Genomic DNA, 24,886 nt, shown 5'->3' on the forward strand with positions numbered 1-24,886 from the left:
CGTTGCACAAAGCGCGCCATCCTTCGTCCGACCCAACGCGTGTCCTCGAACCAATGAATGGGGTGCTCATGTCAGACGAAACCAAAAAGGGCCTGAAGTCGCCACTTCGGCGCCAATTGCTGATGGGAATGGCCGCGATCCCGGCGCTCGCCATGATGCCGCGGCCGTCCTTCGGCGCCGGCCCTGCAACCTCTGCAGTCAACACCACCGGCCTTGCAGTCACGGATAGCGAAGTCACCGTCGGCATTCTGCATTCGGTCACCGGCACGATGGCGATCTCGGAGACCGGCTCGGTGCAGGCCGAGAAGCTCGCCATCGAGCAGATCAATGCCGCCGGCGGCGTGCTCGGCCGCAAAATCAAGTATATCCAGGAGGACGGCGCTTCCGACTGGCCGACCTTCGCCGAGAAGGCCAAGAAGCTGCTGGTCAACGACAAATGCGCCGCCGTCATGGGCTGCTGGACCTCGGCCTCGCGCAAAGCGGTGCTGCCGGTGTTCGAGCAGTACAACGGCATGCTGTATTACCCGACCTTCTACGAAGGCCTCGAACAGTCGAAGAACGTCATCTATACCGGCCAGGAGGCCACGCAGCAGATCATCGCCGGCCTCGACTGGGTCAACAAGACCAAGGGCGCGAAGACCTTCTACCTGCTCGGCTCCGACTACATCTGGCCACGCACCTCGAACAAGATCGCGCGCAAGCACATCGAGGGCCATCTGCAGGGCGCCAAGGTCGTCGGTGAGGAATACTTCCCGCTCGGCCACACTCAGTTCAACTCGGTCATCAACAAGATCAAGCTGACCAAGCCGGATGTGATCTACGCGATCATCGTCGGCGGCTCGAACGTCGCGTTCTACAAGCAGCTCAAGGCCGCCGGCATCGACATGTCGAAGCAGACGCTGCTCACCATCTCCGTGACCGAGGACGAGATCGACGGCATCGGCGGTGAGAACATCGCGGGCGCGTATGCCTGCATGAAATATTTCCAGTCGCTCGACAATCCGAACAACAAGGCCTTCGTCGCCGATTTCAAGAAGATGTGGGGCGAGAAGACCGTCATTGGCGACGTGACGCAAGCCGCTTATCTCGGTCCGTGGCTGTGGAAGCTGACGGTGGAAAAGGCCGGCAGCTTCGACATCGACAAGGTCGCCGCCGCCTCGCCTGGCATCGAGTTCAAGGGCGCGCCGGAAGGCTACGTGCGGATCCACGAGAACCACCATCTCTGGTCCAAGACCCGCGTCGGCCGCGCCAAGGCGGACGGTCAGTACGAGCTGATCTACGAGACCGCCGACCTGGTCGAGCCAGATCCGTTCCCGAAGGGCTACCAGTAAGCTGATCTGTCGCGTCTCATAGCAACAGGCGAATGAGATCGCTGACGCTGCTGCGCGGGAAGTGCGCTCCCTCCCCCCCTTGTGGGGAAGGGATGGGGGAGGGGGGTACCCCACCCACAGCTCGTCGTGGAGGCCCCCCTCCCTAGCCCTCCCCCACAAGGGGGGAGGGAACGATCTTGGCTGCGGACACGCTGTGCCGGCGCCGATCCATTTTGCAGCAGGGCATCACGAGAGGACGGATCATGTTCGGTGACTATTCCATCGGCGACCTCGGGGCCATCTTCGCGATGCAGGGCTTCGCGGGCCTCATCCTGTTTTCGGTCTACGTGCTGATGGCGCTGGGGCTCGCCATCATCTTCGGCCAGATGGGCGTCATCAACATGGCGCATGGCGAGTTCATGATCCTCGGCGCTTACGTCACCTGGATGACGTCGAACGCCTTCCAGCATTTCCTCCCCTCGCTGTTTCCCGGCTACTTCTTCGTCGCGATGATATTCGCCTTCATCGCCTCCGGATCGCTCGGCATGCTGGTCGAATGGGCGATGATACGCCGACTCTACAAGCGGCCGCTCGATACACTGCTCGCGACCTGGGGCCTCAGCCTCATCCTGCAGCAGGCCTACCGCTCGGTGTTCGGCGCCCGCGAGGTCGGCGTCGAGCTCCCCGAGTGGATGATGGGCTCCTGGCAGGCGACCGACGCCATCCAGATCCCGATCAACGGCATGTTTGTGATGTGCCTGACCATCCTGATCACGCTCGTGGTGGCCTACGTCCTGTTCCTGTCGCGCTGGGGCAAGCAGGTTCGCGCCGTGGTGCAGAACCGCGTGATGGCCGGCGCCGTCGGCATCAACACCGAGAAGGTCGACCGCTACACCTTCGGCCTCGGCTGCGGCATTGCCGGCGTCGCGGGCTCGGCCTTCACCATGATCGGCTCGACGGGTCCGACGGCCGGACAGCTCTACATCGTCGACACCTTCCTGGTCGTCGTGTTCGGCGGCGCCGCCAGCCTGATCGGCACCATCGCCTCCGCCTTCACCATCTCCCAGGCGCAGTCGACCATGGAGTTCTTCATGTCCGGCTCGATGGCCAAGGTGCTCACGCTGCTTGCGATCGTCGCCATCCTGATGATGCGGCCGCAGGGCCTGTTCGCCCTCAAGGTCCGCAAGTGAGCCAGCTCCGACAGCCCAACAAGAAAGCACGGTCATGATCATCAACTCGCGCTTTTTCAACAGATCAGAACTCATCGGCTTCGTCTCGCTGCTGCTCCTGCTCGTCGTCATCCTGCCCTTGGCGCTCGATGTGTTCCGCCTGAACCTGGTCGCGAAATATCTGACCTACGCCTTCGTTGCGATCGGCCTGGTGCTGTGCTGGGGCTATGGCGGCATCCTGAGCCTCGGCCAGGGCGTGTTCTTCGGCCTCGGCGGCTACTGCATGGCGATGTTCCTGAAGCTGGAGGCCTCTAGCGTCGCCAACACCAAGATCCAGTCGACGCCGGGCATCCCCGACTTCATGGATTGGAATCAGCTGACGCAGCTGCCGTTCTTCTGGAAGCCATTCCAGAGCTTCCCGTTCGCGCTGGCGGCGATCATCCTGGTGCCTGCGATCTTCGCCTTCATCATCGGTGCCGCGATGTTCAAGCGGCGCGTCGGCGGCGTCTACTTCGCGATCATCACCCAGGCGATCGCGGCCATCCTGACCATCCTGATCGTGGGACAGCAGGGCTATACCGGCGGCATCAATGGCATCACCGATCTGCGCACCCTGCACGGCTGGGACATCCGCACCGATCACGCCAAACTCATCCTCTACTTCGTCGAAGTGTTCCTGCTGTTCGTCGCCATCCTGGTGGCGCAGTTCATCCGCCTGACCAAGCTCGGCCGCATTCTAGTGGCGATGCGTGAGCAGGAGGATCGGGTCCGCTTCTCCGGCTACAGCGTCGCCAACTTCAAGATCTTTGCCTTCTGCGCTGCCGCAGTGTTCGCCGCGGTCGGCGGTGCCCTGTTCACCTTGGAAGTCGGATTCATGTCGCCGTCCTTCGTCGGCATCGTGCCGTCGATCGAAATGGTGATCTACACCGCGGTCGGCGGCCGGCTGTCGATCTTCGGTGCGGTCTACGGCACGATCCTGGTCAACTTCGCCAAGACCAGCCTGTCGGAAACCTTCCCGCAGCTCTGGCTGTTCGGCCTCGGCGCGCTCTTCATTGCGGTGGTCCTTGCCTTCCCGAACGGGCTGGCCGGGATCTGGGGCGATCACGTGCAGCCGCGCATCGATCGCCTGCTGGCGTCCCGCACCAAGAAATCCGGCAATGGCGGGCTCGTCGCCAACGGCGCCCCCGCAGAGTGAGGAGACAGCGATGCTCATCGGTCACCAGCCCAAGGACTTCCTGCTCGCGGTCGAAGCGCTCACGGTCTCCTTCGACGGCTTCAAGGCGGTCAACGATCTCTCCTTCTATGTCGAGGAGAACGAGATCCGCGTGATCATCGGCCCGAACGGCGCAGGCAAGACCACGGTGCTCGACCTGATCTGCGGCAAGACCAAAGCGACCTCGGGCTCGATCCAGTTCCGCGGCAAGGAGCTGACGAAGCTGCGCGAGAACGAGATCGTCAAGGCGGGTGTGGGCCGCAAGTTCCAGACGCCGTCGGTGTTCGAGGATCTCAGCGTGTTCGAGAATCTCGAGATCTCGTTTCCGCGCGGCCGCACCGTGTTCGGCTCGCTGACCTTCCAGCGCGACGCGGTCGTCAAGGACCGCGTCGAGGAGGTCGCCGAGATGATCTTCCTCAAGGACCGTCTCAAGACCTCGGCCGCCGAGCTCAGCCACGGCCAGAAGCAGTGGCTCGAGATCGGCATGCTGCTGATCCAGAACCCGGACCTGCTGATGCTCGACGAGCCCGTGGCCGGCATGAGCGTCAGCGAGCGCGCCAAGACCGCCGAGTTGCTCAACCGCATCATCAAGGACCGCTCGGTGCTGGTCATCGAGCACGACATGAAGTTCGTCGAGGACATCGCCCACAAGGTCACGGTGCTGCACCAGGGGCAGATCCTGTCCGAGGGCACGATGGAGCGGGTCAAGAACGATCCCAAGGTCGTCGAAGTCTATCTGGGGCATTGAGCGATGATCGCAATTCTGTTCGCCTCGAATGACGCTGCGTTCCCCTCCCCCTTGTGGGGAGGGGTTAGGGGAGGGGGCCCACGGTGGCAGTCTCGCTTGGGGCCACCCCCCTCCCCAACCCTCCCCCACAAGGGGGGAGGGAGCACACTGCCGATGTTGCTGCAGCCTCATCCAAGTTCATCACTTTGCAGGAGCCATTGATGCTCGCAATCTCCGATCTCCATGTCGCCTACGGTCAGAGCGAGGTGCTGCATGGCCTGAACGTCAAGGTCGCGCCCAACGAGATCGTGGCGATCATGGGCCGCAACGGCATGGGCAAGACCACGCTGATGAAGTCGCTGATGGGCATCCTGCCGTCCAAGAGCGGCTCCATCGACATGAACGGCACCGAGCTGTCCGGCCTGAAGAGCTATGAGCGCGTCGCCAAGGGTCTCGCCTACGTGCCGCAGGGCCGCATGATCTTCTCCACCATGACGGTGAAGGAGAACATCGAGACCGGCCTCGTCGTCTCCGGCGAGTCCGAGGTGCCCGCCGACATCTACGAGCTGTTTCCGGTGCTGCTGGAGATGAAGGGCCGCCGCGGCGGCAATCTCTCCGGCGGCCAGCAGCAGCAGCTCGCGATTGCCCGTGCGCTCGCGACCAAGCCTCAGGTGCTGCTGCTCGACGAGCCGACCGAGGGCATCCAGCCGTCGATCATCAAGGACATGGCGCGCACCCTCAAGCGCATCCGCGACGAGAAGGGGCTGTCGATCGTCGTCTCGGAGCAGGTGCTGAGCTTCGCGCTCGACATCGCCGACCGCGTGCTGGTGATCGAGAACGGCGAGATCGTCCGCGACGATCCGCGCGAGTCCGTCGATGCCGCGCAGGTCTCGAAATATCTGTCCGTCTAACCACTCCGTCCAAGCAAGCAACAAGGGGAGCTTCTGATGCCAGACACACTGATCAAGGTCGATCTCACCAAATCGGCCTATGAGAACGACAAGGTCCACAACCGCTGGCACCCGGACATTCCGATGGTGGAGTGGGTCAATCCCGGCGACGATTTCATCATCGAGACCTACGACTGGACCGGCGGCTTCATCAAGAACAACGACTCCGCCGATGACGTGCGCGACATCGACCTGTCGATCGTGCACTTCCTGTCGGGGCCGATCGGCGTCAAGGGCGCCGAGCCGGGCGACCTCCTGGTCGTCGACCTGCTCGACGTCGGTCCGTTGAAGGAGAGCCTGTGGGGCTTCAACGGCTTCTTCTCCAAGCAGAACGGCGGCGGCTTCCTGACCGATCACTTCCCGCTGGCGCAGAAGTCGATCTGGGACATCAAGGGCCTCTACACCTCGTCGCGTCACGTGCCGGGCGTGAATTTTGCCGGCCTGATCCATCCCGGCCTGATCGGCTGTCTGCCCGATCCGAAGCTGCTCGCGACCTGGAACGAGCGCGAGACCGCGCTGATCGCCACCAACCCGACCCGCGTGCCCGGTCTCGCCAACCCGCCGTTCGCGCCGACCGCGCATGCCGGACAGGCCAAGGGCGACGCCAAGGCCAAGATCGGTGCCGAGGGCGCCCGCACCGTGCCGCCGCGCGAGCATGGCGGCAATTGCGACATCAAGGACCTGTCGCGCGGCTCGAAGATCTACTTCCCGGTCTACGTGCCCGGCGGCGGCCTCTCGATGGGCGATTTGCACTTCAGCCAGGGCGACGGCGAGATCACGTTCTGCGGCGCCATCGAGATGGCCGGCTGGCTGCACATCAAGGTCGACATCATCAAGGACGGCGTGGCGAAATACGGCATCAAGAATCCCATCTTCAAGCCGTCGCCGATCACGCCGAACTATCGCGACTACCTGATCTTCGAGGGCATCTCGGTCGACGAGGCCGGCAAGCAGCACTATCTCGACGTCCACATCGCCTATCGCCAGGCCTGCCTCAACGCCATCGAGTACCTGAAGAAGTTCGGCTACTCCGGCGCCCAGGCCTACTCGATCCTCGGCACCGCGCCGGTGCAGGGCCACATCTCCGGCGTGGTCGACGTGCCCAATGCCTGCGCCACTTTGTGGCTGCCGACCGAGATCTTCGACTTCGACGTGATGCCATCGGCGGCGGGGCCGATCAAGCACATCACGGGCGATATCCAGATGCCGATCTCGCCGGACAAATAGCGGTCTCCCTGCGCGATGGGTGCGGGACGGCAGTGGTTTCGCCGCCCCGCATCCGCCGCGTGAGATGGAGATGATTGTTGCGCAGGAGACGAGACGATGCCGGTCTATGAATATCTCTGTGATACATGCGGACCATTCACCGACATGCGCCCGATGGCTGAATGTGATGAGCCGCAGGTCTGTCCGCAATGCCAGGACATGGCGCCGCGCGTGATCCTCACCGCACCCGCCTTCGCCTGCATGCCCGCGGAGCGGCGCACGGCGCAGGCCACCAATGAGCGCAGCCGCCACGCGCCGCAGACGGTGGCCGAGTACAAGGCCAAGCATGGGCCGGGCTGCGGCTGCTGCTCGCCGAAGAAGTCGCCGCGGTTGATGACCAAGACCAGGAGCGGCGCCAAGGGCTTTCCGACGGCGCGGCCGTGGATGATCAGCCACTGAACGCGAGGGGCGGCCGATCCGCCGTCCCTCAGCGTGACGCCGGCACGCGGCGCGGACCCGGACCCGTCGGCTGGCCGCCGAACTTGACAGTCATCGCATTGGCGCCGTCGCTGATGTCGAGCAGCGTCTTGCGGCTCTCGTCGATCACCTTGGCCGATTTGCGCTTGAAGCTGTCGACGAGCTCGCGCATCGACTTGATCTGATCGAACAGCTGTCCGGGATTGCCGTCCGCGAAGCCGGGAATGGCGCCGTCGATCCTGGTCACGAGCGTGTCGAAGCCCTTGAACACGTCCTCGGCCTTGTCGATCGCGGCGTCGATCGCTGCGGTCTTCTCCTGCAGCGACGCCGTCTCGGACTCGAAGGTCTGCAGCGCCTCCTTGATGGCCGGTGCATTGCTGACGATGAATTTGTCGACGTTGTGCACCGTCTCGACCATCGTCTCCTGGTCCTTGAGGTCGGCCGTCAGCACCGGCACCCCGTCGCGATCGAACGGCACCGGCGGCGCCGTCGGCGCGCCACCGACCAGCGAGATCGCGGCGATGCCGGTCAGGCCCTGAAATTCGATGCCGGCCGTGGTGTCCTTGCGGATCGGCGCCGAATTGTCGAGCGTGATCATGGCAACGATTTTGCGCGGGCTTTCGAGGTTGATCGAGAGGATCTGCCCGGCCTGCACGCCGTCGAAATTCACCGGGCCGCCCTTGCGCAGGCCCGCCGCCGAGCCGCCGTCGAACACGACGCGCATGACGCTGCGCTGCTGGGCGATCCGCGCCTTCTGCTTGATCAGGACGCCGCTGATCCCGGCCGCAACGGCCGCGATCGTCAGGGTTCCGACGATGAGATTGATCGCGCGCATTCCGTGTCCGTCGCTGCCTCTGCTCGATTTTAGCCGTTAAGTCTTCCGGTTGGAAGCTCAGCGCGCGAGCCCGGGCCGGGACGGGGCGGCGAGGCCCGCGAGCAGCACCGCAAGAATCCCGGTCAGGAAGATACCGTCGAAGGTTCCGGCGCCGCCGATCGAGGCCACGGGCGCGCCGAGGCTGCCGATCTTGTCGAGGTTCATCAGGTCGGCGCCGACCAGCGTCCCCATCGAGCCGCCGATATAGGCCAGCGGCGCGGCATATTCGCGCGACAGCAGGAACGCCAGGATCGCGGTCACGACGACCGGCGCGAACACCGGCACGGCGATGCCGACGCCCTGCACCGGCGTTGCCATCGCGTGGATGATCACGGCGATCACCAGCACCGCGATCGCCGCGCGCAGCCAGAGCTGGTAGCGCAGTACGAGATAGGTCGACATGATCGTCGGGATCACGGCGCCGCCGACATTTACGGCGAGGAGGGTGCCGGGCCATTGATGCACCAGCGGCACGACATACTGCATGCCGAAGAAGTCGATGATCTCGCCGGAGCGCGCGACCTGCCCGGGCAGCATGGTGATCGGAATGTTGAAATAGCTGCCGATCAGCGATCCGAACAGCAGCAGCATCGCGGTGCCCGAGCTGACGCCGAGCTTCATGTAGGCGTAGCGCAGGATGCCGAGCTGGATCAGGACGATCAGGACGCCGAACGCCAGCACCAGGATCGCGAAGAAGGCCGGCGTGATCGGCAGATATTGAACCTGGGAATGCATGTCGAAAGCGCTTGAGATGTGGACCGGGCTGTCGCCGACGGAGCATCCCACGCGGGCGACACGGTGACAAATGGGCATTCGTCGCCGGGTTCCCAAGCCCAGCGATGCGCGCGTTCATCTGTCCGCCGCGATCAGCGTGGCATGCAGCGCGTAGCGTTCCGGTCCCTCGGTCAGAGCGTCGAATGGCCAGCAGGTCGACAGCACCAGCTCCGGGCCGTCGCTCGCCGGATCGATGCCGGAGGCATCGAAGCGGACGACTTTGGCCGCATCGGCGCGGTAGCGGAAGGCCTTGCCGTCGCGCCTGATTACGTCGATCTCGTCGCCGATCCTGATGTCGCGCAGGAAGCGGAAATGCGTGTCGCGGTGCGCGGAGTACACCGCGATGCCCGGCTGGCCCGGCTCGGCGCTGCCTTCGACATGGCCGGCGCCGAAGGCGAGCGCCTGGCCGCTGGAGCCGGCCAGCGCGATGGTGGAGACGCCGAGGCGCTTCATCTCGATCCGCGCCACCGGGACCGTGTCGGCCCAGGACCACGGCTTGACCGGCCGGCCCGTTGCGATCGTCTCGCTGAACGCGCGGTCGAGCAGCACCTGCGCGACGATCGCCTTGGCGTGGATGAGGGCGCCGTGGCCGAACAGGGCGAGGCCAGCCAGGGCGATCGCGAGTGGGATGAGGAAGCGGGGCATCATCTCTCCATCTGTCATTGCGAGCGAAGCGAAGCAATCCAGAGCCGTCGTGTCGCCCCTGGATTGCGTCGTCGCTTTGCTCCTCGTAATGACGCCGTTAGTTAGTTGGCAGCCCGCCGCCGAAGGGCGGCGAGCCAGATCAGTTCGAGCATCAGGATCCCCAGCCCGAGCAGCATGCTGAGCTCGGCATCGGTTGCCGTCTTCGGCAGCGTGATCGTGGCAGGCGCCGCCGGCACCACCGGCCGCTTCAACGCGGCGAGCTGAACGTCGCCGTCGGCTTCGGCGCGGCGGTCCTTCCGCATCGCCGGCATCCCACCGCGCTCGCCGAACACCTTCTCATAGTCCCAGCCCGCCGGCAGGTTGATCGGCAGCTCGGCGAGCCTCAGCGGCTCGCCATCGGTCCGCCGCGGCGTCTTGTCGACGGCGACGAGGCTGGTCAGGCGCGTCACCAGCTGATGCTCCAGCGCGAGCTTCAGAATCGCGCCGTCGGCTTCCTCTGACGTCATCTGCCGCATCGTCTGTGCCACCTCGGCATCGCCGATCTTGCGCCGGGCCCACAGCTTGGAGAGGCCCTTGCCTTCGGCGGCGCCTGACAGCGGCAGCGTGATGGTCCAGGGCTGGTCGCCGATGCGGCCCTTGAGCTGCAGCGATCCGGCGAGGCGGTCGAGTTTCGCCGCCAGCACCAGCGGCTCGTCGCGATAGACGTCGGGCAGCACCGCGGGCGTCAGATCGGCCGAGGCTTCCGAGAACGTCGCGGTCAGAGCGGTCACGGCCGGGTTCTCGAGCTTGGCGAACAGGCCGCGCATGCGCTCCTCGACCTGCTCGACCGAGCCGATATGAGTGAAGGCGCCGCGGCCGAGTTCGGCGGCGCGCGTCATCAAATAGGTGTTCGGTGCCGAGCCGATGCCGACCATGAAGATGCGCGAGCGGCCGCGCATTGCGGTGATGGTCTCGAATAGCTGCTGCTCGTTGCCGATGGCGCCGTCGGTGAGGAATACCACCTGCCGCACGCGGTCGCTGTCGCTGCCGTCATCGGTCAGCGCCGCGCGCATCGCCGGCACCATCTCGGTGCCGCCGCGCGCGTCCAGCGAACTCACGTAGCTGGTGGCGCTGCCGACATGCTCGGCATCGGCCGGCACCGAGGACGGAAACAGCACCGTCATGGTGTCGTCGAAGCGGATCACGTTGAAGCGATCGTTCGGCTGCAGCCGTCCCAGAGCATAGAGCAGGCTGGCCTTGGCCTGGCGGATCGAGGTGCCGCCCATCGATCCGGAATTGTCGATCACGAAGATGACGTCGCGCGGCTGCGGCCGCTGCGCCGGCGCTGCCACGGCAGGCGGCGTGACGAAGGCGAGCAGATAATCGGCATCGCCGACCTGCTCGTGGAACAGTCCGACCGTAGGCATCGCCGTCGTGGCCGGCTTCCAGGTCAGCTCGAAATCGCGATCGGCCGGCACCACGCCCTTCGCCAGGGTCACGACCCGCGTGTTCGCATCGGGGCTGTCGATGGTCACCTGGTGATGATGGCTCTTGACCTCGCCGAGTGCGACGCCGGCCTGCAGCCGCACCGTGATCTTGGTCGGGTTGACCGGATCACTCTTGGCGGGGTCGAGCACCTCCGGCGAGATGCGGTCGCGATCAGGCACGGGATCGCTGCTCGCCGCGCCCCAGCCGTTGCTATCAGGGCGTAAATCGACGCTCTGCACGATCGGCGCCGGATTGTAGCGCGGCGCGACCACCAGCGGCACCCGCAGCGAGAATTCGCCGCCACTCTGCGCCACCGGTTGCTGATACTCGATCTGCACCAGCACGGTCTCGCCGGGGCCGATATTGGCGAGCGAGTTGGTGAAGATGTTCGGCCGCTCCTGCTCGGTCAGCGCCGCGGTCTTGCCGTCGCGCTTGGCCTGCTCATAGATCACCTTGGCCTGTTGGCGCGGCTTGATGTCGCCGACCACGACGCGGTCGCCGACGATCATCTTCAGCGTGTCCACCGCGCTGTCCGGCGGCAGCGGATAGACATAGACCGCCTCCATCCATTGCGAGCTCGTGTTCTTGAACAGCTGCGTCACGCGCGCCCGCGCCGTCGGCCCTGAAACGACGATATCGACATCGATGCCGAGCCGCGGCGCCTCGGTGTAACCGAGGTCGCTCTTGAACAGCAGCGCCCCGGAGCGGGCATCGCCCGGCCTGGTCAGCGGCGCCAGCGGCCCTTCGGCGGACCAGCCAGGGGTGACGCTGAGAAACAGCGCCGTGAAGCCGACCAGCAGCACGGCGGCGGCCTGCAGCAGCAGGAATAGCAGCATGGTCACGATCCACGACCGGACCGGATGGGTGCTGCTTCTGATATCGTGGTCGATCGTCTCGCTCATCATTGGCTCCGCAACGAACAATTTCGGCCTGCCGACACTGAGCGCAGCGCGCCAGCGCCGCGAGCGGAATGGTCGGTCTTGTTCGGCCGCGGCCCGCCCGCGCCTGTCCGGTGGCGGTCGAGAGCGCGGCTGATCTGTCCGGGTTTGTGCCGATTTGTCCGTCTGCTAAAAGGACGCGCGCCACATGGCAGGGGACAGGATGTCGATACCGGACAACGAGCTTTCCGACGAGCAGAGCCGGCAGGTTGCGGAGACGATCCGCGAGGAGATCGCGCGGCGCCGGATGTCGCGGCAGGCCCTCGCCGAGCAGGCCAGGCTGAGCCTGTCGACCCTCGAGAAGGCGCTCGGCGGCCGCCGCCCGTTCACGCTGGCGACCATCGTCCGGCTGGAGCAGGCGCTCGGCATGTCCCTGCGCAAGGCGCCGAGCGCGCCTCTCGCCGCGCCTGCCACGAGCGGCGGCATCGCGCCGGACAGTCTCGGCTCCTATTCGCGGCGGGCGGTGGAATGGATCGAGGGCACCTACGTCACCTTGCGGCCGTCATTCGGCGACAAGGACGCGATCTACGCCTACCGCACCGACATCGCCTGGGACGATGCGGCGTCGTCGCTGGTGTTTCGCGAGGGCGCGCGGCTCGATGCGGCGTTCACGCAATTCGGCGAGGTCGCCGTGCCCAACCAGTCCGGCTTCGTCTACCTCGTCACCAACCGCCACGGTCAGCACCGCCTGATCACCGTGTCACGGCCGACCATCACCGGCGAGATGTACGGCATCATCACGACGCTCTTGGCGGGCCGCGGCTCGCTGCTGACGCCGATCGCGGCGCCCATCGCGCTGCTTCCGCTGCGCAATGTGGTGGAGCCGAGCTTCGGCAGACTCGGCACGGATGATCGACACTATGGGGTGTACCGCGAGCATCTGCGCAAGACGGTCGAGGAGCCGTTCGCACTGTTCGTGCAAGGCGTGCCGTGAGTTGTTAGGTGTAGGGTGGGCAAAGGCGCGCCCCGGTGCGTGTTGCATGCTGCGCTCCACCGCGCGCCGTGCCCACCATTCGCTCCGAATGCGCCGACGGACGGTGGGCACGCAACCGCCCTGCGGGCGTCCGCTTTGCCCACCCTACGGCAGCTGATTCCGTCGCCGCGTTCGCTAGGACGGTGCGTGTGGGAGACGCGGTGCTCCTACAAATACGCTGTCGTCCCGGCGAACGCCGGGACCCATACCCCCAGGGAGGGGTTTGAGGCTGGCTGGTCATTGGCATTTTGCCCAACACAACCGCCGCGGAGTATGGGTCCCGGCGTTCGCCGGGACGACAGCGGTGGGTGGGCGGATTCACGGCTCAAACAGCAGAAGGCCTAAACAGCAGAACGGATCGAACAGCAGACGACGGACATGTCGACGCATTCCCGCGGCACATCATGCCCGAGGTCTGCGATCAGTTCGTCCCTCCTCAAATGCAGAGGGCGCAGGGAATGCCGGGTGAAGGCCTCACCCATGGCCCGCCTGCTCAAAAAATGCAGGCGGCAGGTACCACAGGCAAAGCCGATTCAACCGGCATTCCCTGCGCGACGGTCTTCACGCTTATACGCAGTCTCCCTGGTGCGCCGGGCTTGTTGGCCACCATTCGCGACAATGCTTGCGCATTGCGCGGGACACCAGCATCGGGGTGTCAGGACGCTGCGACTTCACGTCCGCAAGCGATCGTTCGTCCGCATCCTCGTTGAGGAGAATGCTGCGATCTCTCGCGGCCATCGCATCCCCACCTCGCGTGTCGTGACGATCGCGCGCAACGCCCCTCTGCGGTGAGGCGGGATGCAGGGATACAATCATGAATTCCGAAAAATCGCAAGTAAATTATTTTTATCAGAATCCGGAGGCAAGCCGAACATCGGTTTTCTTCGTGAAGAGCAGGCTCTTGCCGCGATGTCGGTCAGCTCCCCTCCCCCTTGCGGGGAGGGGGTGGGGGTCCAACGAGTCGTGCTCGATGTGATGAGGGAGGATCTCTGAGAGACGCGAGCACGGCTTCGCGGCAGGGGCGAGGGGGGCTGAGGTCCAGAGCGCCTGATATATCGAGCGACGACGTCGATAGGCGCGGGGGCCTTCATGCGGGTCGGTGCGCGTGGACCCCCACCCCCAACCCCTCCCCGCAAGGGGGAGGGGAGCACACTGCCGTCGTTGCGAGAGCGAGGCCAATGCCAAGCCCGTGTGCTCAGACCAGCGAAACGGGTTGGCTGAAGCACACGGGACGATCTTGTCCGCCTATCCCCCCACGTCCGCGCTGATGATGTCGCCGAACAGGTCCCATTTGCCGCCCTTGAACTGCATCATCTTGAGCTGCTCGATCGGGGCGAAATCATTGGGGCCGGTATTGACCTTGATGCCGGGGATCAGGGTGTCGGGCGCAAAATCCTTCAGGCTGGCCGCCTGCTTCATGACGTTGTCGCGGGTGAGAGTGTCGCCGCACTGCTTCAGGGTCTGCACCATGGTCTGGGCCGCGGCATAGCCATAGGCGAGGTTGGCGTCGGAGATGTTGGCGCCCGGCATGTACTTGTCGATGAAGGCCATGAACTTCTTCATGCCCTCGTCGTCCTTCCACTGCGGGTCCGACGGATCCTTGAGATAGCCGGCGGACAGCACGCCTTCGGACGCATCGAGGCCGGCGGGCTTCATCACCGCGCCGATCGAGATCGAGACGTCGGTCATGACATGCATCGGCTTCCATTCCAGCTCGGCGATCTTCTTGATCGTCTGGGCTGCGAATTTCGGCGTGGAGATGTTGACGAACACGTCAGCGCCGGTTCCCTTCAGCTTGACGATATGGGAATCGATCGAGGGCTCGGTGGTCTCGTAGCTCTCCTCGGCGACGATCATGGTCTTGGCCTTGTCGCCGAGCACCTCCTTGATGCCGAGGACGTAGTCCTTGCCGAAATCGTCATTGGCATAAAAGATCGCGATCTTCGCGTTCGGCTTCTCCTTGAGGATGTACTTGGCGAAGATCCGCGCCTCGACGCGGTAGCTCGGCTGGAAGCCCATGGTCCAGGGGAATTCCTTCGGGTCGTTCCATTTGCTGGCGCCAGTGGCCAGGAACAGCTGCGGCACCTTCTTGGCGTTGTGATATTTCTGCACGGCGGTCTGGGTCGGCGTGCCCAGCGCGTTGAACACCAGGAACACCTCGTCGCTCTCGATCAGCTTGCGCACCTGCTCGACCGTCTTCGGCGGGCTGTAGCCGTCGTCATAGGAAATGAAGTTGATCCGGCGGCCGTTGACGCCGCCCTGATCGTTGATCATCTTGAAGTAGGCTTCCTCGGTCTTGCCGATGATGCCGTAGGCCGAGGCCGGGCCGCTATACGCCTCGACGTTGCCGATCCTGATTTCGGTGTCGGTGGCGCCGGTGTCGTATTTCTTCTGCGCAAGCGCGCTCTGGCTCGCCAGTACGGAAAAGGCGGCCGCGGCCGCGAATGAGAGCAGAGTCCTGGTCGTCATCGGCAACATCCCTGGGCTTCCTCGATTGAATTTCCGTGATTGTCGTTTTTGCTCTTGGCCTGCGGCGATGGTGGCCATGGGAGGCCGCTCACCGCAATCGAGTGGGCAGATGTGTGCAATGCACTGTCTTGCGTCCAGGCGCTGGCCTTGGGAACCTGGCGGAGGCCGATCGGGCGCGCCGCAGGTGATTTTGCCGGCCAGCCACTCCACGCAAGTTGATACGGGCGTTTCCGGCGCATCTTCTCCCGCGCACGAAGCAGGATCCTCCCGGCACCGCCATGACGAAAAGCCCGTTCTACACGGCCGAGCACGAGGCCTTCCGCGACGTCATCAGGCGGTTCGTCGACAAGAAGATCGCGCCGTTCGCGAGCACGTGGGACGAGGCCGGAGAATTTCCGCGCGCGCTGTATCTGAAGGCGGCGGAGATCGGCCTGCTTGGGCTCGGCTTCCCGGAGGAATTCGGCGGCGTGCCGGCCGACCAGTTCATGAAGATCGTGTCGTCGCAGGAACTGGCGCGTGCGGGTGCCGGCGGCATCAGCGCCAGCCTGATGAGCCATACGATCGGCGCGCCGCCGATCGCGCGCGCCGCGCAGCCGCAGGTGAGGGCGCGCGTGCTGCCGGAGATTCTTGCTGGGCGCAAAATCTCGGCGCTGGCGATCACCGAGCCGAGCGGCGGCTCCGACGTTGCCAATCTCAGGACCAAGGCGGTCCGCGACGGCGATCACTACGTCGTCAGCGGCGAGAAGACGTTCATCACCTCGGGGATGCGCGCTGACTACATCACAGTCGCCGTGCGCACCGGCGGACCTGGGCCGGCGGGCGTCAGCCTGCTGCTGGTTCCCGGTGACACACCGGGCCTGACGCGCACCAAGCTCGACAAGATGGGCTGGTGGGCGTCGGACACCGCGACCCTGCATTTCGACGGCTGCCGCGTGCCCGTCGAGAACCTGATCGGCGAGGAGGGGCAGGGCTTCAAGCTGATCATGCACAATTTCAACAGCGAGCGGATGGGCATGGCGGCGAGCTGCACGGCCTTCGCCCGTGTCTGCCTCGACGATGCGATCGCCTACGCCAGGGAGCGCCAGACCTTCGGCAAGCCGCTCGCGCAGCACCAGGTGATCAGGCACAAGCTGGTCGACATGGCGCAGCGCGTGGCGGCGTCGCAGGCGATGCTGGAAATGCTGGCGTGGCGGCTCGAACAGGGCGACAATCCGGTCGCCGAGATCTGCATGATGAAGAACCAGGCGACGCAGACGATGGCCTACTGCGCCTCGGAAGCTGTGCAGATCTTCGGCGGCGCCGGCTTCATGCGCGGCATCCGGGTCGAGCGGATCTATCGCGAGGTGAAGGTCAATGCGATCGGCGGCGGCACCGAGGAGATCATGAAGGATCTGGCCAGCCGGCAGATGGGATTGTGACGCGCACTCTGTCCGCTCGTCATGCCCGGGCTTGACCCGGGCATCCATGCTGTACGCCATACAAGAACAACGACGTGGATGGCCGGGACAAGCCCGGCCATGACGTCAAGACAAGAGACGACAGGAGCTCGATCAAGAATGCTCTTCACCGCCGACCACGACGAACCGCGCCGCATCCTGCAGAAGTTCATCGCTGCCGAGATCAATCCCCATGTCGACGAATGGGAGGAGGCCGGCATCTTTCCGGCGCATGAGCTGTTCAAGAAGCTCGGTGACCTCGGCTTTCTCGGCCTCAACAAGCCGGTCGAGTTCGGCGGCCAGGGGCTGGATTATTCCTACGCGCTGATGATGGCGGAAGAGCTCGGCGCCATCAATTGTGGCGCCATCCCGATGGCGATCGGCGTGCAGACCGACATGGCGACGCCAGCGCTGGCGCGGTTCGGCTCCGACGAGGTGCGCAAGGAGTTCCTGGCGCCCGCGATCTCAGGCGACTACGTCGCCTGCATCGGCGTCTCCGAGCCCGGCGCGGGCTCCGACGTCGCCTCGATCAAGACCCAGGCGCGCGGCGATGGCGACGACTACGTCATCAATGGCGGCAAGATGTGGATCACCAACGGCACCCAGGCCGACTTCATCTGCCTGCTCGCCAACACCAGCGACGGCCCGGTCCATCGCAACAAGTCGCTGATCTGCGTGCCGATGAAGAGCAAGGGCGTGCAGGTCGCGCGCAAGCTCGACAAGATGGGCATGCGCTCGTCGGATACGGCGCAGATCTTCTTCGACAACGTTCGCGTCCCCAAGCGCAACCGCATCGGCGAGGAGGGGCAGGGTTTTACCTATCAGATGATGCAGTTCCAGGAGGAGCGGCTGTGGGCCGGCGCCGCCTGCCTGAAGGCGCATGAAGCGATCATCAATGCGACCATCGAGTACACGCGCAACCGCAAGGCGTTCGGCCGCTCGATCCTCGACAACCAGGTCGTCCACTTCAAGCTCGCGGAAATGCAGACCGAGGTCGAGCTGCTGCGCGCGCTGACCTATCAGGCCGCAGAGGCGCTGATCGCCGGCGAGGACGTGACGCGGCTCGCGACCATGGTGAAGCTCAAGACCGGCCGGTTGGGGCGCGAACTCACCGACGCCTGCCTGCAATATTGGGGCGGCATGGGCTTCATGAACGAGACACCGGTCAGCCGCGCCTACCGCGATTCGCGCCTGAGCTCGATCGGCGGCGGCGCCGACGAGGTGATGCTGACCATCCTGTGCAAGATGATGGGGACCTTGCCAGGCAGCGGCAAAGCGGGGAACGCCTGATGATCACGCTGTATCATTGCGACGGCGCCCGCTCGTTTCGCCCGTTGTGGATGCTGGAAGAGCTTCGATTTAACTACGAGTTGAAGATGCTGCCGTTCCCGCCGCGGGTGCTGGCGAAGGAGTATCTGGCGATCAATCCGCTCGGCACGATCCCGTTTCTGATCGACGGCGAGACGAAGATGACGGAGTCCTCGGGCATCTGCCATTACCTCGGCGTCAAGCACGGACCCACGCCGCTGATGGTCGGGCCTGAGGAAAAGGACTACGGCGCGTTCCTGAACTGGATGTATTTCTCCGACGCCACGCTGACGTTCCCGCAGACGCTGGTATTGCGATACACTCAGCTCGAGCCGGAGGAGCGGCGCTCGCCGCAGGTCGCCACCGATTATGCCAAGTGGTTCCTGGGACGGCTGCGCGCCGTGGAGGCAGCGACGGCGAATGCCGAGTTCTTGTGCGCGGGTCGTTTCACCGCGGCCGACATCGTGATCGGCTATGCATTGCGTCTCGCAGACACGCTTGGGCTCGCCAAGGATTTTGGGCCGAATGTGGCTGCTTACTGGGCGCGCCTGCAGCAGCGTGAAGGCTACAGCCGCGCGCGTGCGGCCGAGCAGCGCGCCGGGATCGAGCAGGGCATCAAGCCGCGGGTCAGGCCGTAGCTTTGGGCACGTCATTCCGGGTTCGCGCTCGCGCGCGCCCCGGAACGACGATCATCTCGAATCGGTGAGTTAACCGCGACAAAAATCGGCAGTCGTCGCCGATGACAGCGACGCGAATTGCGCTATGGTTCTCCTCCAAAGAAGCGGCCGCCAGAGCCGCGCCTCAGGAGGAAGACCATGGATGTGACCCGCCGGGACTCCGGCCATCTCATGCTGATCACGCCCGAGCGCGTCTTCTACGCCGGGCTGCTCGGTCGTCCGCGCCAGCGCTGCTCGGGCGCGTGCCATATCTACGTCGCGCTCACCGGCAGCCTGCGGCTGCTGGCCGAAGGAGCCGAAGAGCGCAGCGGCGAGCTGCTGGTCGTGCCGCCGAACCGGCCGCACACCATCGAGAGCGATTATCGCACCGTCATCGTCGTCACCATCGAGCCGGAGAGCGTGCCGATCGGCACGCTGGACCGCTTCGCCAGCCGCGTCGCCCGCGAGGCCGAGGCGTTCGCCTGCCGCATTCGCGCCGCCTATGAGGAGCTGGTGCAGCGGCCGCTGAGCGGCGACGTCACCAGCGCAGTGTTCGACCGGCTGTGCTTCGGCGAGGTGCTGCCGCAGCGGACGCTCGATCCGCGCGTGGTCAAGGCGATCGGTCTGATCGGCCGCTTCTCCGGCGAGCCGGCCACGGCCGAGAGCTGCGCCGCCGCCGTCGGCCTGTCGACGTCGCGCTTCCTGCATCTGTTCAAGGAGGAGACCGACATCTCCTTCCGTTCGTTCCGGGCCTGGAAGCGCGCGCGGCATCTGCTCAACTACGCCAACCAGGACCTCAACCTCGCGCATCTCGCGCAGGACATCGGCTATCCGGATTCCACGCATTTCAGCCACTCGATCCGCCGCTTCTACGGGCTAAAGCCGCGCGCGATCTTCTCCGGCTCGCGCGATCTCGCGATCTACCGCGCCGGCGAGGTCGCCTTGACGTGATCTTTCCTGGCTGCGTGCCGCGCGAGCGCGGCGCGCAGCGGGAACTTCGACAGTTCGAGCAGGGTCAGCGTGGTCAGCGCGGCTGCCGCGGTCAGCGCGAGATCGTCGGCATGCAGCGGTCCGAACCGGAACAGCGCCGCGGCGGCGGGTAGCGTCAGACTTGTTGCGAGCACGGCGACGACGAAGCCGATCACCAGCAGCAGCATGCGGTTCGGCCGCAGCAGCGCCTCGCGCAGCGAGCTCGAGAACGAGCGGTTGACGAAGATCAGGCTGACGATCACCGACACCAGGGTGAAGAACACCAGCGCGCGGAGCTCGTCGTCCGGCATGCCGTTGCGGTGTGCCAGCAGCAGGACGCCGCCCGTGGTGAGCATCGCCAGGAGGCCCTGCAGCGCCCCCCACAGCACCAGCGGCCGCGGCAGCAATGGCTCCTGCGGATCGCGCGGCGGCCGCCGCATGATGTCGCTCTCCTCGGTCTCGGCCTCGAACACCAGCGAACAGACGGGATCGATGATCATCTCGAGAAAGGCGATATGCACGGGCCCGAGCAGCAGCGGCAGACCGGTGACGAGCGGCAGCAGCGCCAGCCCGGCGATCGGAAAGTGCACGGCAAGGATGAAGCTCATCGCCTTGCGCAGATTGTCGTAGATGCGCCGGCCGAGCCGGATCGCCTTGACGATCGAGCCGAAATCATCGTCGAGCAGCACGATCGCCGAGGCCTCGCGCGCGACGTCGGTGCCGCGGCCGCCCATCGCGATGCCGATATGCGCCGCCTTGAGCGACGGCGCATCGTTGACGCCGTCGCCGGTCATCGCGACGATCTCGCCGTCGGCCTTGAGTGCGGTGACGATGCGCAGCTTCTGCTCCGGCATGATGCGCGCGAACGCCGTCGGCGCGCGCGCCGCAAGCGCCAGGGCGTCGTCGTCGAGATCGGCAAGCTCGGGGCCCGCGATGACGCGCTCGGGATCGATCCCGGCCTGCCGCGCAATGGCGGTGGCCGTCGCGGGATAGTCGCCGGTGATCATGATGACGCGGACGCCGGCGGAGCGGCACTCGGCGACGGCATCCTTCACCTCCGGACGCAGCGGGTCGGCGAAGCCGACGAGACCGCGGAACGAGAATGCGAAGTCCTGCTGTATGTCGGGGAGCGCCTCGTCGCTCCAGCTCGCGTGGGCGACGCCGAGCACGCGCAGGCCCTCGGCGGCGAGCGTCTCGACGCGCGCCTGCAGCGCCGCCAGCTCGCCGCCGTCGACGCCGCAGAGCGATGCGATCGCTTCCGGCGCACCCTTGGCCGCCACGACGCCGGCGCCGTCGCGCGACCAGACGTTGGTCATCGCCAGCAGGTCGGGGCGCAAGCCGTAGCGTCGCTGCAACGTGGCGCCTGCGGTGGCGTCGGCGCCGAGCGCGTGCAGCGCCTTCTCCATCGGATCATGCGACTGCGGGTCGCAGGCCAGCACGGCGGTGGCGACGAGATCGCGGAAGGGCGGCGTGATGGCATCCGGCGTCGCCGTCGCAGGCTGCAGCGCGCTGCCGTCCGGCAGCACCAGCCGGGCCACCATCATGCGGTTCTGCGTCAGGGTGCCGGTCTTGTCGGTGCACAGCACGGTGGCGGCGCCGAGCGATTCGATCGCCGAAGCGCGCCGCGTCAGCACGCGCGCCTGCGAGATGCGCCAGGCGCCCATCGCCAGGAACACCGTCAGCACCACCGGGAATTCCTCGGGGAGCATCGACATGCCCAGCGCGATGCCGGCGAGGATTCCCTCCAGCCAGCCGCCGCGATACACCGCATAGAGCACGACGGTGATGGCGACCACGATGGCGCCGGCGATCGCGAACGCCATCACCAGGCGCCGGGTCTGCTGCCGCAGCCGCGGCGTCTCCGTCTCCAGCGCGCTCACCGACTGGCCGATCCTGCCGATCGCCGTGTGCGGCCCGGTCGCCGTCACCTCGGCAATGCCGCCGCCGCGGACGACGAGACTGCTGGAGAACACGAATGGCTGGTCGTCGCCGCCGGCCGCCGCGGCGGGCGTGTCGATCGGCTCGGCCGGGGCCGGGCGCTTGCGCACCGGCACGGATTCGCCTGTCAGCAGCGATTCATCCGTCAGCAGATCGTCGCACTCCCGCAGCACCGCATCGGCCGCGACGCGATCGCCCTCGGCGAGCACGATGAGGTCGCCGTGCACCACCTCGCGGCCGGCGATGCGGATGCGCTCGCCGTCGCGGATCACCAGCGCGCGCGGGCTGGAGAGATCGCGCAGCGATTCCAGCACGCGCTCGGTCCGCGCCTCCTGCACGATGGTGATGAAGACGGAGGCCGAGGCGAACACGCCGAGCAGCATCGCTTCCGCCGCGTCGCCCAGCGCGAGATAGATGCCCCCGCCGGCGAGCAGCAGAAGCAGCATCGGCTCCTTCAGCACGTCGGCGACGAGGCGCAGGATCGAGCGTTTGCCGGTCTGCGGCAGCTCGTTGAATCCCTCCGCCGTCAGACGCCGTGCCGCCTCGGCTGCGCTCAGGCCGTTCGGAAATGTCGGCGCCGGTTGTGTGTCGATCGGCATTGCACGCCCCGTGACGAGAAACATGGGAACCAGTTAGCGCCGATCCCGTCCGGGCGCTTGATGCAGAGCAATAGCGGGTTGCGCGGCCTCCAACCAGCGAGTCAACGCAAGCAGATCAGGCGGAGACGCCGTCATATACGGGCCGGATCAGCACAGCGCCGCTTGCGCGAAGCCATCGAACGAGTGCCATGAGCGACAAAGCCGTCATCACCTGCGCGCTGAACGGCGTGCTCACCGATCCCAGGCAGCATCATGTGCCGGTCACGCCCGAGGAGATGGCGCGCGAGGCGCGGCGCGCCTATGACGCCGGTGCTGCGATCATGCACATCCATCTGCGCCAGCAGGCGCCGGGCAAGGGGCATCTGCCGTCCTGGGACGTCGACGTCTCCCGCGAGATCCAGCAGGCGATCCGCGAGGCCTGTCCCGGCGTGATCATCAATCACACCTCGGGCGTGTCGGGACCGAACTATCAAGGTGCGCTCGACTGCATCCGGCAGACCCGGCCGGAGATCGCGGCCTGCAATGCCGGCTCGCTGAACTATCTCAAGGTCAAGGCCGACAACAACTGGGCCTGGCCGCCGATGATGTTCGACAACTCGGTCGAGAAGATCCAGGACTATCTCGCCGCGATGAAGGACGCGCACACGATCCCGGAATTCGAATGCTTCGACGTCGGCATCGTGCGCTGTGTCGCGATGTATCGCCAGACCGGCATGTATGGCGGTCCGCTGGAGTACAATTTCGTGATGGGCGTTGCCTCCGGCATGCCGGCTGATCCCGAGCTGCTGCCGATCCTGCTCAAGCTGAAGCTGTCCGAAGCGCACTGGCAGGTCACGGCAATCGGCCGCGCGGAGATCTGGCCGCTGCACCAGCGCTGCGCCGAGCTCGGCGGCCATCTCCGCACCGGGCTGGAGGACACGTTCTATCTCGGCGACGGCACCAAGGTGACCTCGAACGGCCAACTGATCGAGGCCATCGCGGCGTGCGCGCGGCGCGCCGGCCGCGAGATCGCAAGTCCCGCCGAGGCCCGGCAGATGTTTGGCACGGTGAATTGACGCAGCATACGCCGTCATTGCGAGTGCAGCGAAGCAATCCAGAGTTCTGCACGACGCCCTGGATTGCTTCGTCGCTTCGGCTCCTCGCAATGACGTGGATGGGGAGGGAACAGACCAATGACCAATCTCGATGCCACAGGCGGCGTGTCCGGTCCCGGCCGCATCGGCCGGGTCGCGATCGGCGATCTCCTGAAGCGCGCGGCGCGCCGCTTTCCCGAGCGGGTGGCGATCACCGATGGCGCCCGTCAGGTGACGTTCACCGAGCTGGAGCGCGATGCCAACCGGTTTGCGAACCATCTCGTCGCCAAAGGGCTGAAGCCGGGCGAAAAGATCTCGACCGTCTGCAACAACTCGATCGAGTTCGTCAAAGCGCTGTTCGGCATCCATCGCGCCGGTCTCGTCTGGGTGCCGATCAATACGATGCTCGGGCCCGCCGACATGGATTACATCCTCGGCCATGCCGAGGTCCGCTTCGCGCTCATCGATGACAATCTGTTTGCTCAGGCGGACCGCCGCGCCGCGCTGGAAAAGCGGGGCGTCGAGCTGATCGCCGTCGATCTCACCGGGACGGCGAAGGCCGCGGGGCTTGCCAGCTTCACCGACCTCATCCAGGGTCATTCGGACGTCGAGCCCGAGATCGAGATCAACGATCGCGATCTTGCGATGATCATCTACACCTCGGGCACGACGTCGCGGCCGAAGGGCGCGATGCATTGTCACCTCGCCGTGGTGATGGCCGTGATGAGCAACTGCATCGAGATGCAGCTCTCGCGCGACGACGGCATCACCGGGCAATTTCCGCTGTTCCACTGCGCCGGCCATGTGCTGCTGCTCAGCTATCTCTCGGTCGGCGGCCGCATGGCGCTGATGCGTGGCTTCGACCCGGTCGCCTGCATGGAGGCGATCGTGCGCGACCGCCTCACCGTGTTCGTCGGCCTGCCGCTGATGTACCAGGCAATCCTTGATCATCCGCGCCGCAAGGAGTTCGACCTCTCCCACTTGCGGACTTGCCTCTACACGATGGCGCCGATGGGCCGGCCGCTGTTGGAGCGCGCCATCAGGGAGCTGTGCCCGAACTTCGTGCTGACCAGCGGCCAGACCGAGATGTATCCGGCGACGACGATGTCGCGTCCCGAGGTGCAGCTCAATCGTTTCGGCAATTACTGGGGCGAGTCGCTGTTCGTCAACGAGACCGCGATCATGGACGATGCCGGCAACCTGCTGCCGCCCGGCGAGATCGGCGAGCTGGTGCATCGCGGGCCCAACGTGATGCTGGGCTACTACAAGGATCCGAAATCGACCGAGGACGCCCGCAAGTTCGGCTGGCACCACACCGGCGATCTCGCGGTCATCGACAAGGGCGAGGTGCTGTTCCTCGATCGCAAGAAGGACATGATCAAGTCCGGCGGCGAGAACGTCGCCTCGGTCAAGATCGAGGAGACCCTGCTGGCGCATCCGGCGGTGCAGAATGCCGCCGTCGTCGGCCTGCCGCATCCGCAATGGGGTGAGGCGGTCTCGGCCTTCGTCAAGCTCAAGCCCGGCGCGCAGGCCAGTGAGACCGAGCTGCTCGAGCACTGCCGCAAGTCGCTTGGCGGCTTTCAGGTGCCGAAGCTGGTGCGGGTGCTCGAGGAGATGCCGATGACCGCCACCGGCAAGCTGCGCAAGGTCGAGCTGCGCCAGGCCTATGGCGATCATTTCGTGGCGAAGAGCGCGTGAGGGTTGATCCTCGAGAT

General features: G+C 65.6%; 20 protein-coding genes. 14 read left to right on the forward strand and 6 right to left on the reverse strand.

The window, feature by feature from the left end:
• Nucleotides 1-68: 68 nt before the first annotated feature.
• The 7 genes from urtA to QX039_RS28135 all read left to right on the forward strand — a co-directional run bounded on the left by urtA (nt 69) and on the right by QX039_RS28135 (nt 7,034).
• Entirely contained in the window at nt 69-1,331 is a 1,263-nt protein-coding gene (gene urtA / locus QX039_RS28105; protein WP_315740604.1) for an urea ABC transporter substrate-binding protein, read from the forward strand.
• A 242-nt stretch (nt 1,332-1,573) separates the two neighbouring features.
• On the forward strand, nt 1,574-2,500 hold the full coding sequence (gene urtB, locus QX039_RS28110; protein ID WP_315740603.1) for an urea ABC transporter permease subunit UrtB: 927 nt from the start codon (nt 1,574-1,576) through the stop codon (nt 2,498-2,500).
• 34 nt (nt 2,501-2,534) lie between these two features.
• Nucleotides 2,535-3,674, forward strand: a complete 1,140-nt coding sequence (gene urtC / locus QX039_RS28115) for an urea ABC transporter permease subunit UrtC (RefSeq protein ID WP_315740602.1) — start codon at nt 2,535-2,537, stop codon at nt 3,672-3,674.
• 10 nt (nt 3,675-3,684) lie between these two features.
• A complete protein-coding gene (urtD, locus tag QX039_RS28120) occupies nt 3,685-4,440 on the forward strand; it encodes an urea ABC transporter ATP-binding protein UrtD (RefSeq protein ID WP_315759547.1) in 756 nt (251 codons plus the stop codon).
• A gap of 200 nt (nt 4,441-4,640) precedes the next feature.
• Complete coding sequence (gene urtE, locus QX039_RS28125; RefSeq protein WP_315774218.1) at nt 4,641-5,330, forward strand: urea ABC transporter ATP-binding subunit UrtE; 690 nt, start codon at nt 4,641-4,643, stop codon at nt 5,328-5,330.
• Between the two features lie 36 nt (nt 5,331-5,366).
• Complete coding sequence (gene fmdA / locus QX039_RS28130; RefSeq protein WP_315774216.1) at nt 5,367-6,596, forward strand: formamidase; 1,230 nt, start codon at nt 5,367-5,369, stop codon at nt 6,594-6,596.
• A 96-nt stretch (nt 6,597-6,692) separates the two neighbouring features.
• Complete coding sequence (locus QX039_RS28135) at nt 6,693-7,034, forward strand: zinc ribbon domain-containing protein (RefSeq protein ID WP_315774214.1); 342 nt, start codon at nt 6,693-6,695, stop codon at nt 7,032-7,034.
• Nucleotides 7,035-7,062: 28 nt separating this feature from the next.
• Here QX039_RS28135 and QX039_RS28140 read toward each other — a convergent pair whose 3' ends face one another.
• The 4 genes from QX039_RS28140 to QX039_RS28155 form a co-directional block, all read right to left on the reverse strand.
• Nucleotides 7,063-7,887 carry an MlaD family protein gene (locus QX039_RS28140; protein WP_315774212.1) on the reverse strand — a complete coding sequence of 275 codons (825 nt, stop codon included), beginning with the start codon at nt 7,885-7,887 and terminating at the stop codon, nt 7,063-7,065.
• A 57-nt stretch (nt 7,888-7,944) separates the two neighbouring features.
• Entirely contained in the window at nt 7,945-8,661 is a 717-nt protein-coding gene (locus QX039_RS28145; RefSeq protein ID WP_315774210.1) for a DUF1614 domain-containing protein, read from the reverse strand.
• Between the two features lie 114 nt (nt 8,662-8,775).
• Nucleotides 8,776-9,345: a class GN sortase gene (locus QX039_RS28150; protein WP_315774209.1), complete on the reverse strand. Its 570-nt coding sequence runs from the start codon at nt 9,343-9,345 to the stop codon at nt 8,776-8,778.
• A 101-nt stretch (nt 9,346-9,446) separates the two neighbouring features.
• On the reverse strand, nt 9,447-11,714 hold the full coding sequence (locus tag QX039_RS28155; protein ID WP_315774207.1) for a marine proteobacterial sortase target protein: 2,268 nt from the start codon (nt 11,712-11,714) through the stop codon (nt 9,447-9,449).
• A 199-nt stretch (nt 11,715-11,913) separates the two neighbouring features.
• Here QX039_RS28155 and QX039_RS28160 point away from each other — a divergent pair, with 199 nt between their 5' ends.
• Nucleotides 11,914-12,684 carry a helix-turn-helix transcriptional regulator gene (locus tag QX039_RS28160; RefSeq protein ID WP_315774205.1) on the forward strand — a complete coding sequence of 257 codons (771 nt, stop codon included), beginning with the start codon at nt 11,914-11,916 and terminating at the stop codon, nt 12,682-12,684.
• Between the two features lie 1,284 nt (nt 12,685-13,968).
• Here QX039_RS28160 and QX039_RS28165 read toward each other — a convergent pair.
• Entirely contained in the window at nt 13,969-15,201 is a 1,233-nt protein-coding gene (locus tag QX039_RS28165; RefSeq protein WP_315773761.1) for an ABC transporter substrate-binding protein, read from the reverse strand.
• A 269-nt stretch (nt 15,202-15,470) separates the two neighbouring features.
• Here QX039_RS28165 and QX039_RS28170 point away from each other — a divergent pair, with 269 nt between their 5' ends.
• From QX039_RS28170 to QX039_RS28185, 4 genes are all read left to right on the forward strand, one after another.
• Complete coding sequence (locus QX039_RS28170) at nt 15,471-16,610, forward strand: acyl-CoA dehydrogenase family protein (RefSeq protein ID WP_315773759.1); 1,140 nt, start codon at nt 15,471-15,473, stop codon at nt 16,608-16,610.
• A gap of 138 nt (nt 16,611-16,748) precedes the next feature.
• A complete protein-coding gene (locus QX039_RS28175; protein ID WP_315740590.1) occupies nt 16,749-17,918 on the forward strand; it encodes an acyl-CoA dehydrogenase family protein in 1,170 nt (389 codons plus the stop codon).
• Nucleotides 17,918-18,574 carry a glutathione S-transferase family protein gene (locus QX039_RS28180; RefSeq protein WP_315740589.1) on the forward strand — a complete coding sequence of 219 codons (657 nt, stop codon included), beginning with the start codon at nt 17,918-17,920 and terminating at the stop codon, nt 18,572-18,574. The genes QX039_RS28175 and QX039_RS28180 overlap by 1 nt, the downstream gene beginning before the upstream one ends.
• A 177-nt stretch (nt 18,575-18,751) precedes the next feature.
• Nucleotides 18,752-19,543 (forward strand): helix-turn-helix domain-containing protein, encoded by a 792-nt coding sequence (locus QX039_RS28185; RefSeq protein WP_315773758.1) that lies wholly within the window; start codon nt 18,752-18,754, stop codon nt 19,541-19,543.
• Here the strand turns inward: QX039_RS28185 and QX039_RS28190 are convergent.
• On the reverse strand, nt 19,513-22,098 hold the full coding sequence (locus QX039_RS28190) for a cation-translocating P-type ATPase (protein WP_315773756.1): 2,586 nt from the start codon (nt 22,096-22,098) through the stop codon (nt 19,513-19,515). The genes QX039_RS28185 and QX039_RS28190 overlap by 31 nt on opposite strands.
• 188 nt (nt 22,099-22,286) lie before the next feature.
• Here QX039_RS28190 and QX039_RS28195 point away from each other — a divergent pair, with 188 nt between their 5' ends.
• Together QX039_RS28195 and QX039_RS28200 are read left to right on the forward strand one after the other, a co-directional pair.
• On the forward strand, nt 22,287-23,153 hold the full coding sequence (locus QX039_RS28195) for a 3-keto-5-aminohexanoate cleavage protein (RefSeq protein ID WP_315773754.1): 867 nt from the start codon (nt 22,287-22,289) through the stop codon (nt 23,151-23,153).
• A gap of 117 nt (nt 23,154-23,270) precedes the next feature.
• Nucleotides 23,271-24,869 carry an AMP-binding protein gene (locus QX039_RS28200; RefSeq protein WP_315773752.1) on the forward strand — a complete coding sequence of 533 codons (1,599 nt, stop codon included), beginning with the start codon at nt 23,271-23,273 and terminating at the stop codon, nt 24,867-24,869.
• Nucleotides 24,870-24,886 lie beyond the last annotated feature (17 nt).

The organism is Bradyrhizobium sp. SZCCHNR1043, assembly GCF_032489675.1.
In the GTDB taxonomy this organism is placed as follows: domain Bacteria; phylum Pseudomonadota; class Alphaproteobacteria; order Rhizobiales; family Xanthobacteraceae; genus Bradyrhizobium.

What these genes read in the sequence shown, in the direction of transcription:
- QX039_RS28160 (WP_315774205.1), top strand. Translation starts at nt 11,914, where the DNA reads ATGTCGATACCGGACAACGAGCTTTCCGACGAGCAGAGCCGGCAGGTT.
- QX039_RS28150 (WP_315774209.1), bottom strand. Translation starts at nt 9,345, where the DNA reads ATGCCCCGCTTCCTCATCCCACTCGCGATCGCCCTGGCTGGCCTCGCC.
- fmdA (WP_315774216.1), top strand. Translation starts at nt 5,367, where the DNA reads ATGCCAGACACACTGATCAAGGTCGATCTCACCAAATCGGCCTATGAG.
- QX039_RS28165 (WP_315773761.1), bottom strand. Translation starts at nt 15,201, where the DNA reads ATGTTGCCGATGACGACCAGGACTCTGCTCTCATTCGCGGCCGCGGCC.
- QX039_RS28140 (WP_315774212.1), bottom strand. Translation starts at nt 7,887, where the DNA reads ATGCGCGCGATCAATCTCATCGTCGGAACCCTGACGATCGCGGCCGTT.
- urtB (WP_315740603.1), top strand. Translation starts at nt 1,574, where the DNA reads ATGTTCGGTGACTATTCCATCGGCGACCTCGGGGCCATCTTCGCGATG.
- QX039_RS28200 (WP_315773752.1), top strand. Translation starts at nt 23,271, where the DNA reads ATGACCAATCTCGATGCCACAGGCGGCGTGTCCGGTCCCGGCCGCATC.
- urtC (WP_315740602.1), top strand. Translation starts at nt 2,535, where the DNA reads ATGATCATCAACTCGCGCTTTTTCAACAGATCAGAACTCATCGGCTTC.
- urtA (WP_315740604.1), top strand. Translation starts at nt 69, where the DNA reads ATGTCAGACGAAACCAAAAAGGGCCTGAAGTCGCCACTTCGGCGCCAA.
- QX039_RS28195 (WP_315773754.1), top strand. Translation starts at nt 22,287, where the DNA reads ATGAGCGACAAAGCCGTCATCACCTGCGCGCTGAACGGCGTGCTCACC.
- urtD (WP_315759547.1), top strand. Translation starts at nt 3,685, where the DNA reads ATGCTCATCGGTCACCAGCCCAAGGACTTCCTGCTCGCGGTCGAAGCG.
- QX039_RS28135 (WP_315774214.1), top strand. Translation starts at nt 6,693, where the DNA reads ATGCCGGTCTATGAATATCTCTGTGATACATGCGGACCATTCACCGAC.
- QX039_RS28170 (WP_315773759.1), top strand. Translation starts at nt 15,471, where the DNA reads ATGACGAAAAGCCCGTTCTACACGGCCGAGCACGAGGCCTTCCGCGAC.
- QX039_RS28175 (WP_315740590.1), top strand. Translation starts at nt 16,749, where the DNA reads ATGCTCTTCACCGCCGACCACGACGAACCGCGCCGCATCCTGCAGAAG.
- QX039_RS28185 (WP_315773758.1), top strand. Translation starts at nt 18,752, where the DNA reads ATGGATGTGACCCGCCGGGACTCCGGCCATCTCATGCTGATCACGCCC.
- QX039_RS28155 (WP_315774207.1), bottom strand. Translation starts at nt 11,714, where the DNA reads ATGAGCGAGACGATCGACCACGATATCAGAAGCAGCACCCATCCGGTC.
- QX039_RS28190 (WP_315773756.1), bottom strand. Translation starts at nt 22,098, where the DNA reads ATGCCGATCGACACACAACCGGCGCCGACATTTCCGAACGGCCTGAGC.
- QX039_RS28145 (WP_315774210.1), bottom strand. Translation starts at nt 8,661, where the DNA reads ATGCATTCCCAGGTTCAATATCTGCCGATCACGCCGGCCTTCTTCGCG.
- urtE (WP_315774218.1), top strand. Translation starts at nt 4,641, where the DNA reads ATGCTCGCAATCTCCGATCTCCATGTCGCCTACGGTCAGAGCGAGGTG.
- QX039_RS28180 (WP_315740589.1), top strand. Translation starts at nt 17,918, where the DNA reads ATGATCACGCTGTATCATTGCGACGGCGCCCGCTCGTTTCGCCCGTTG.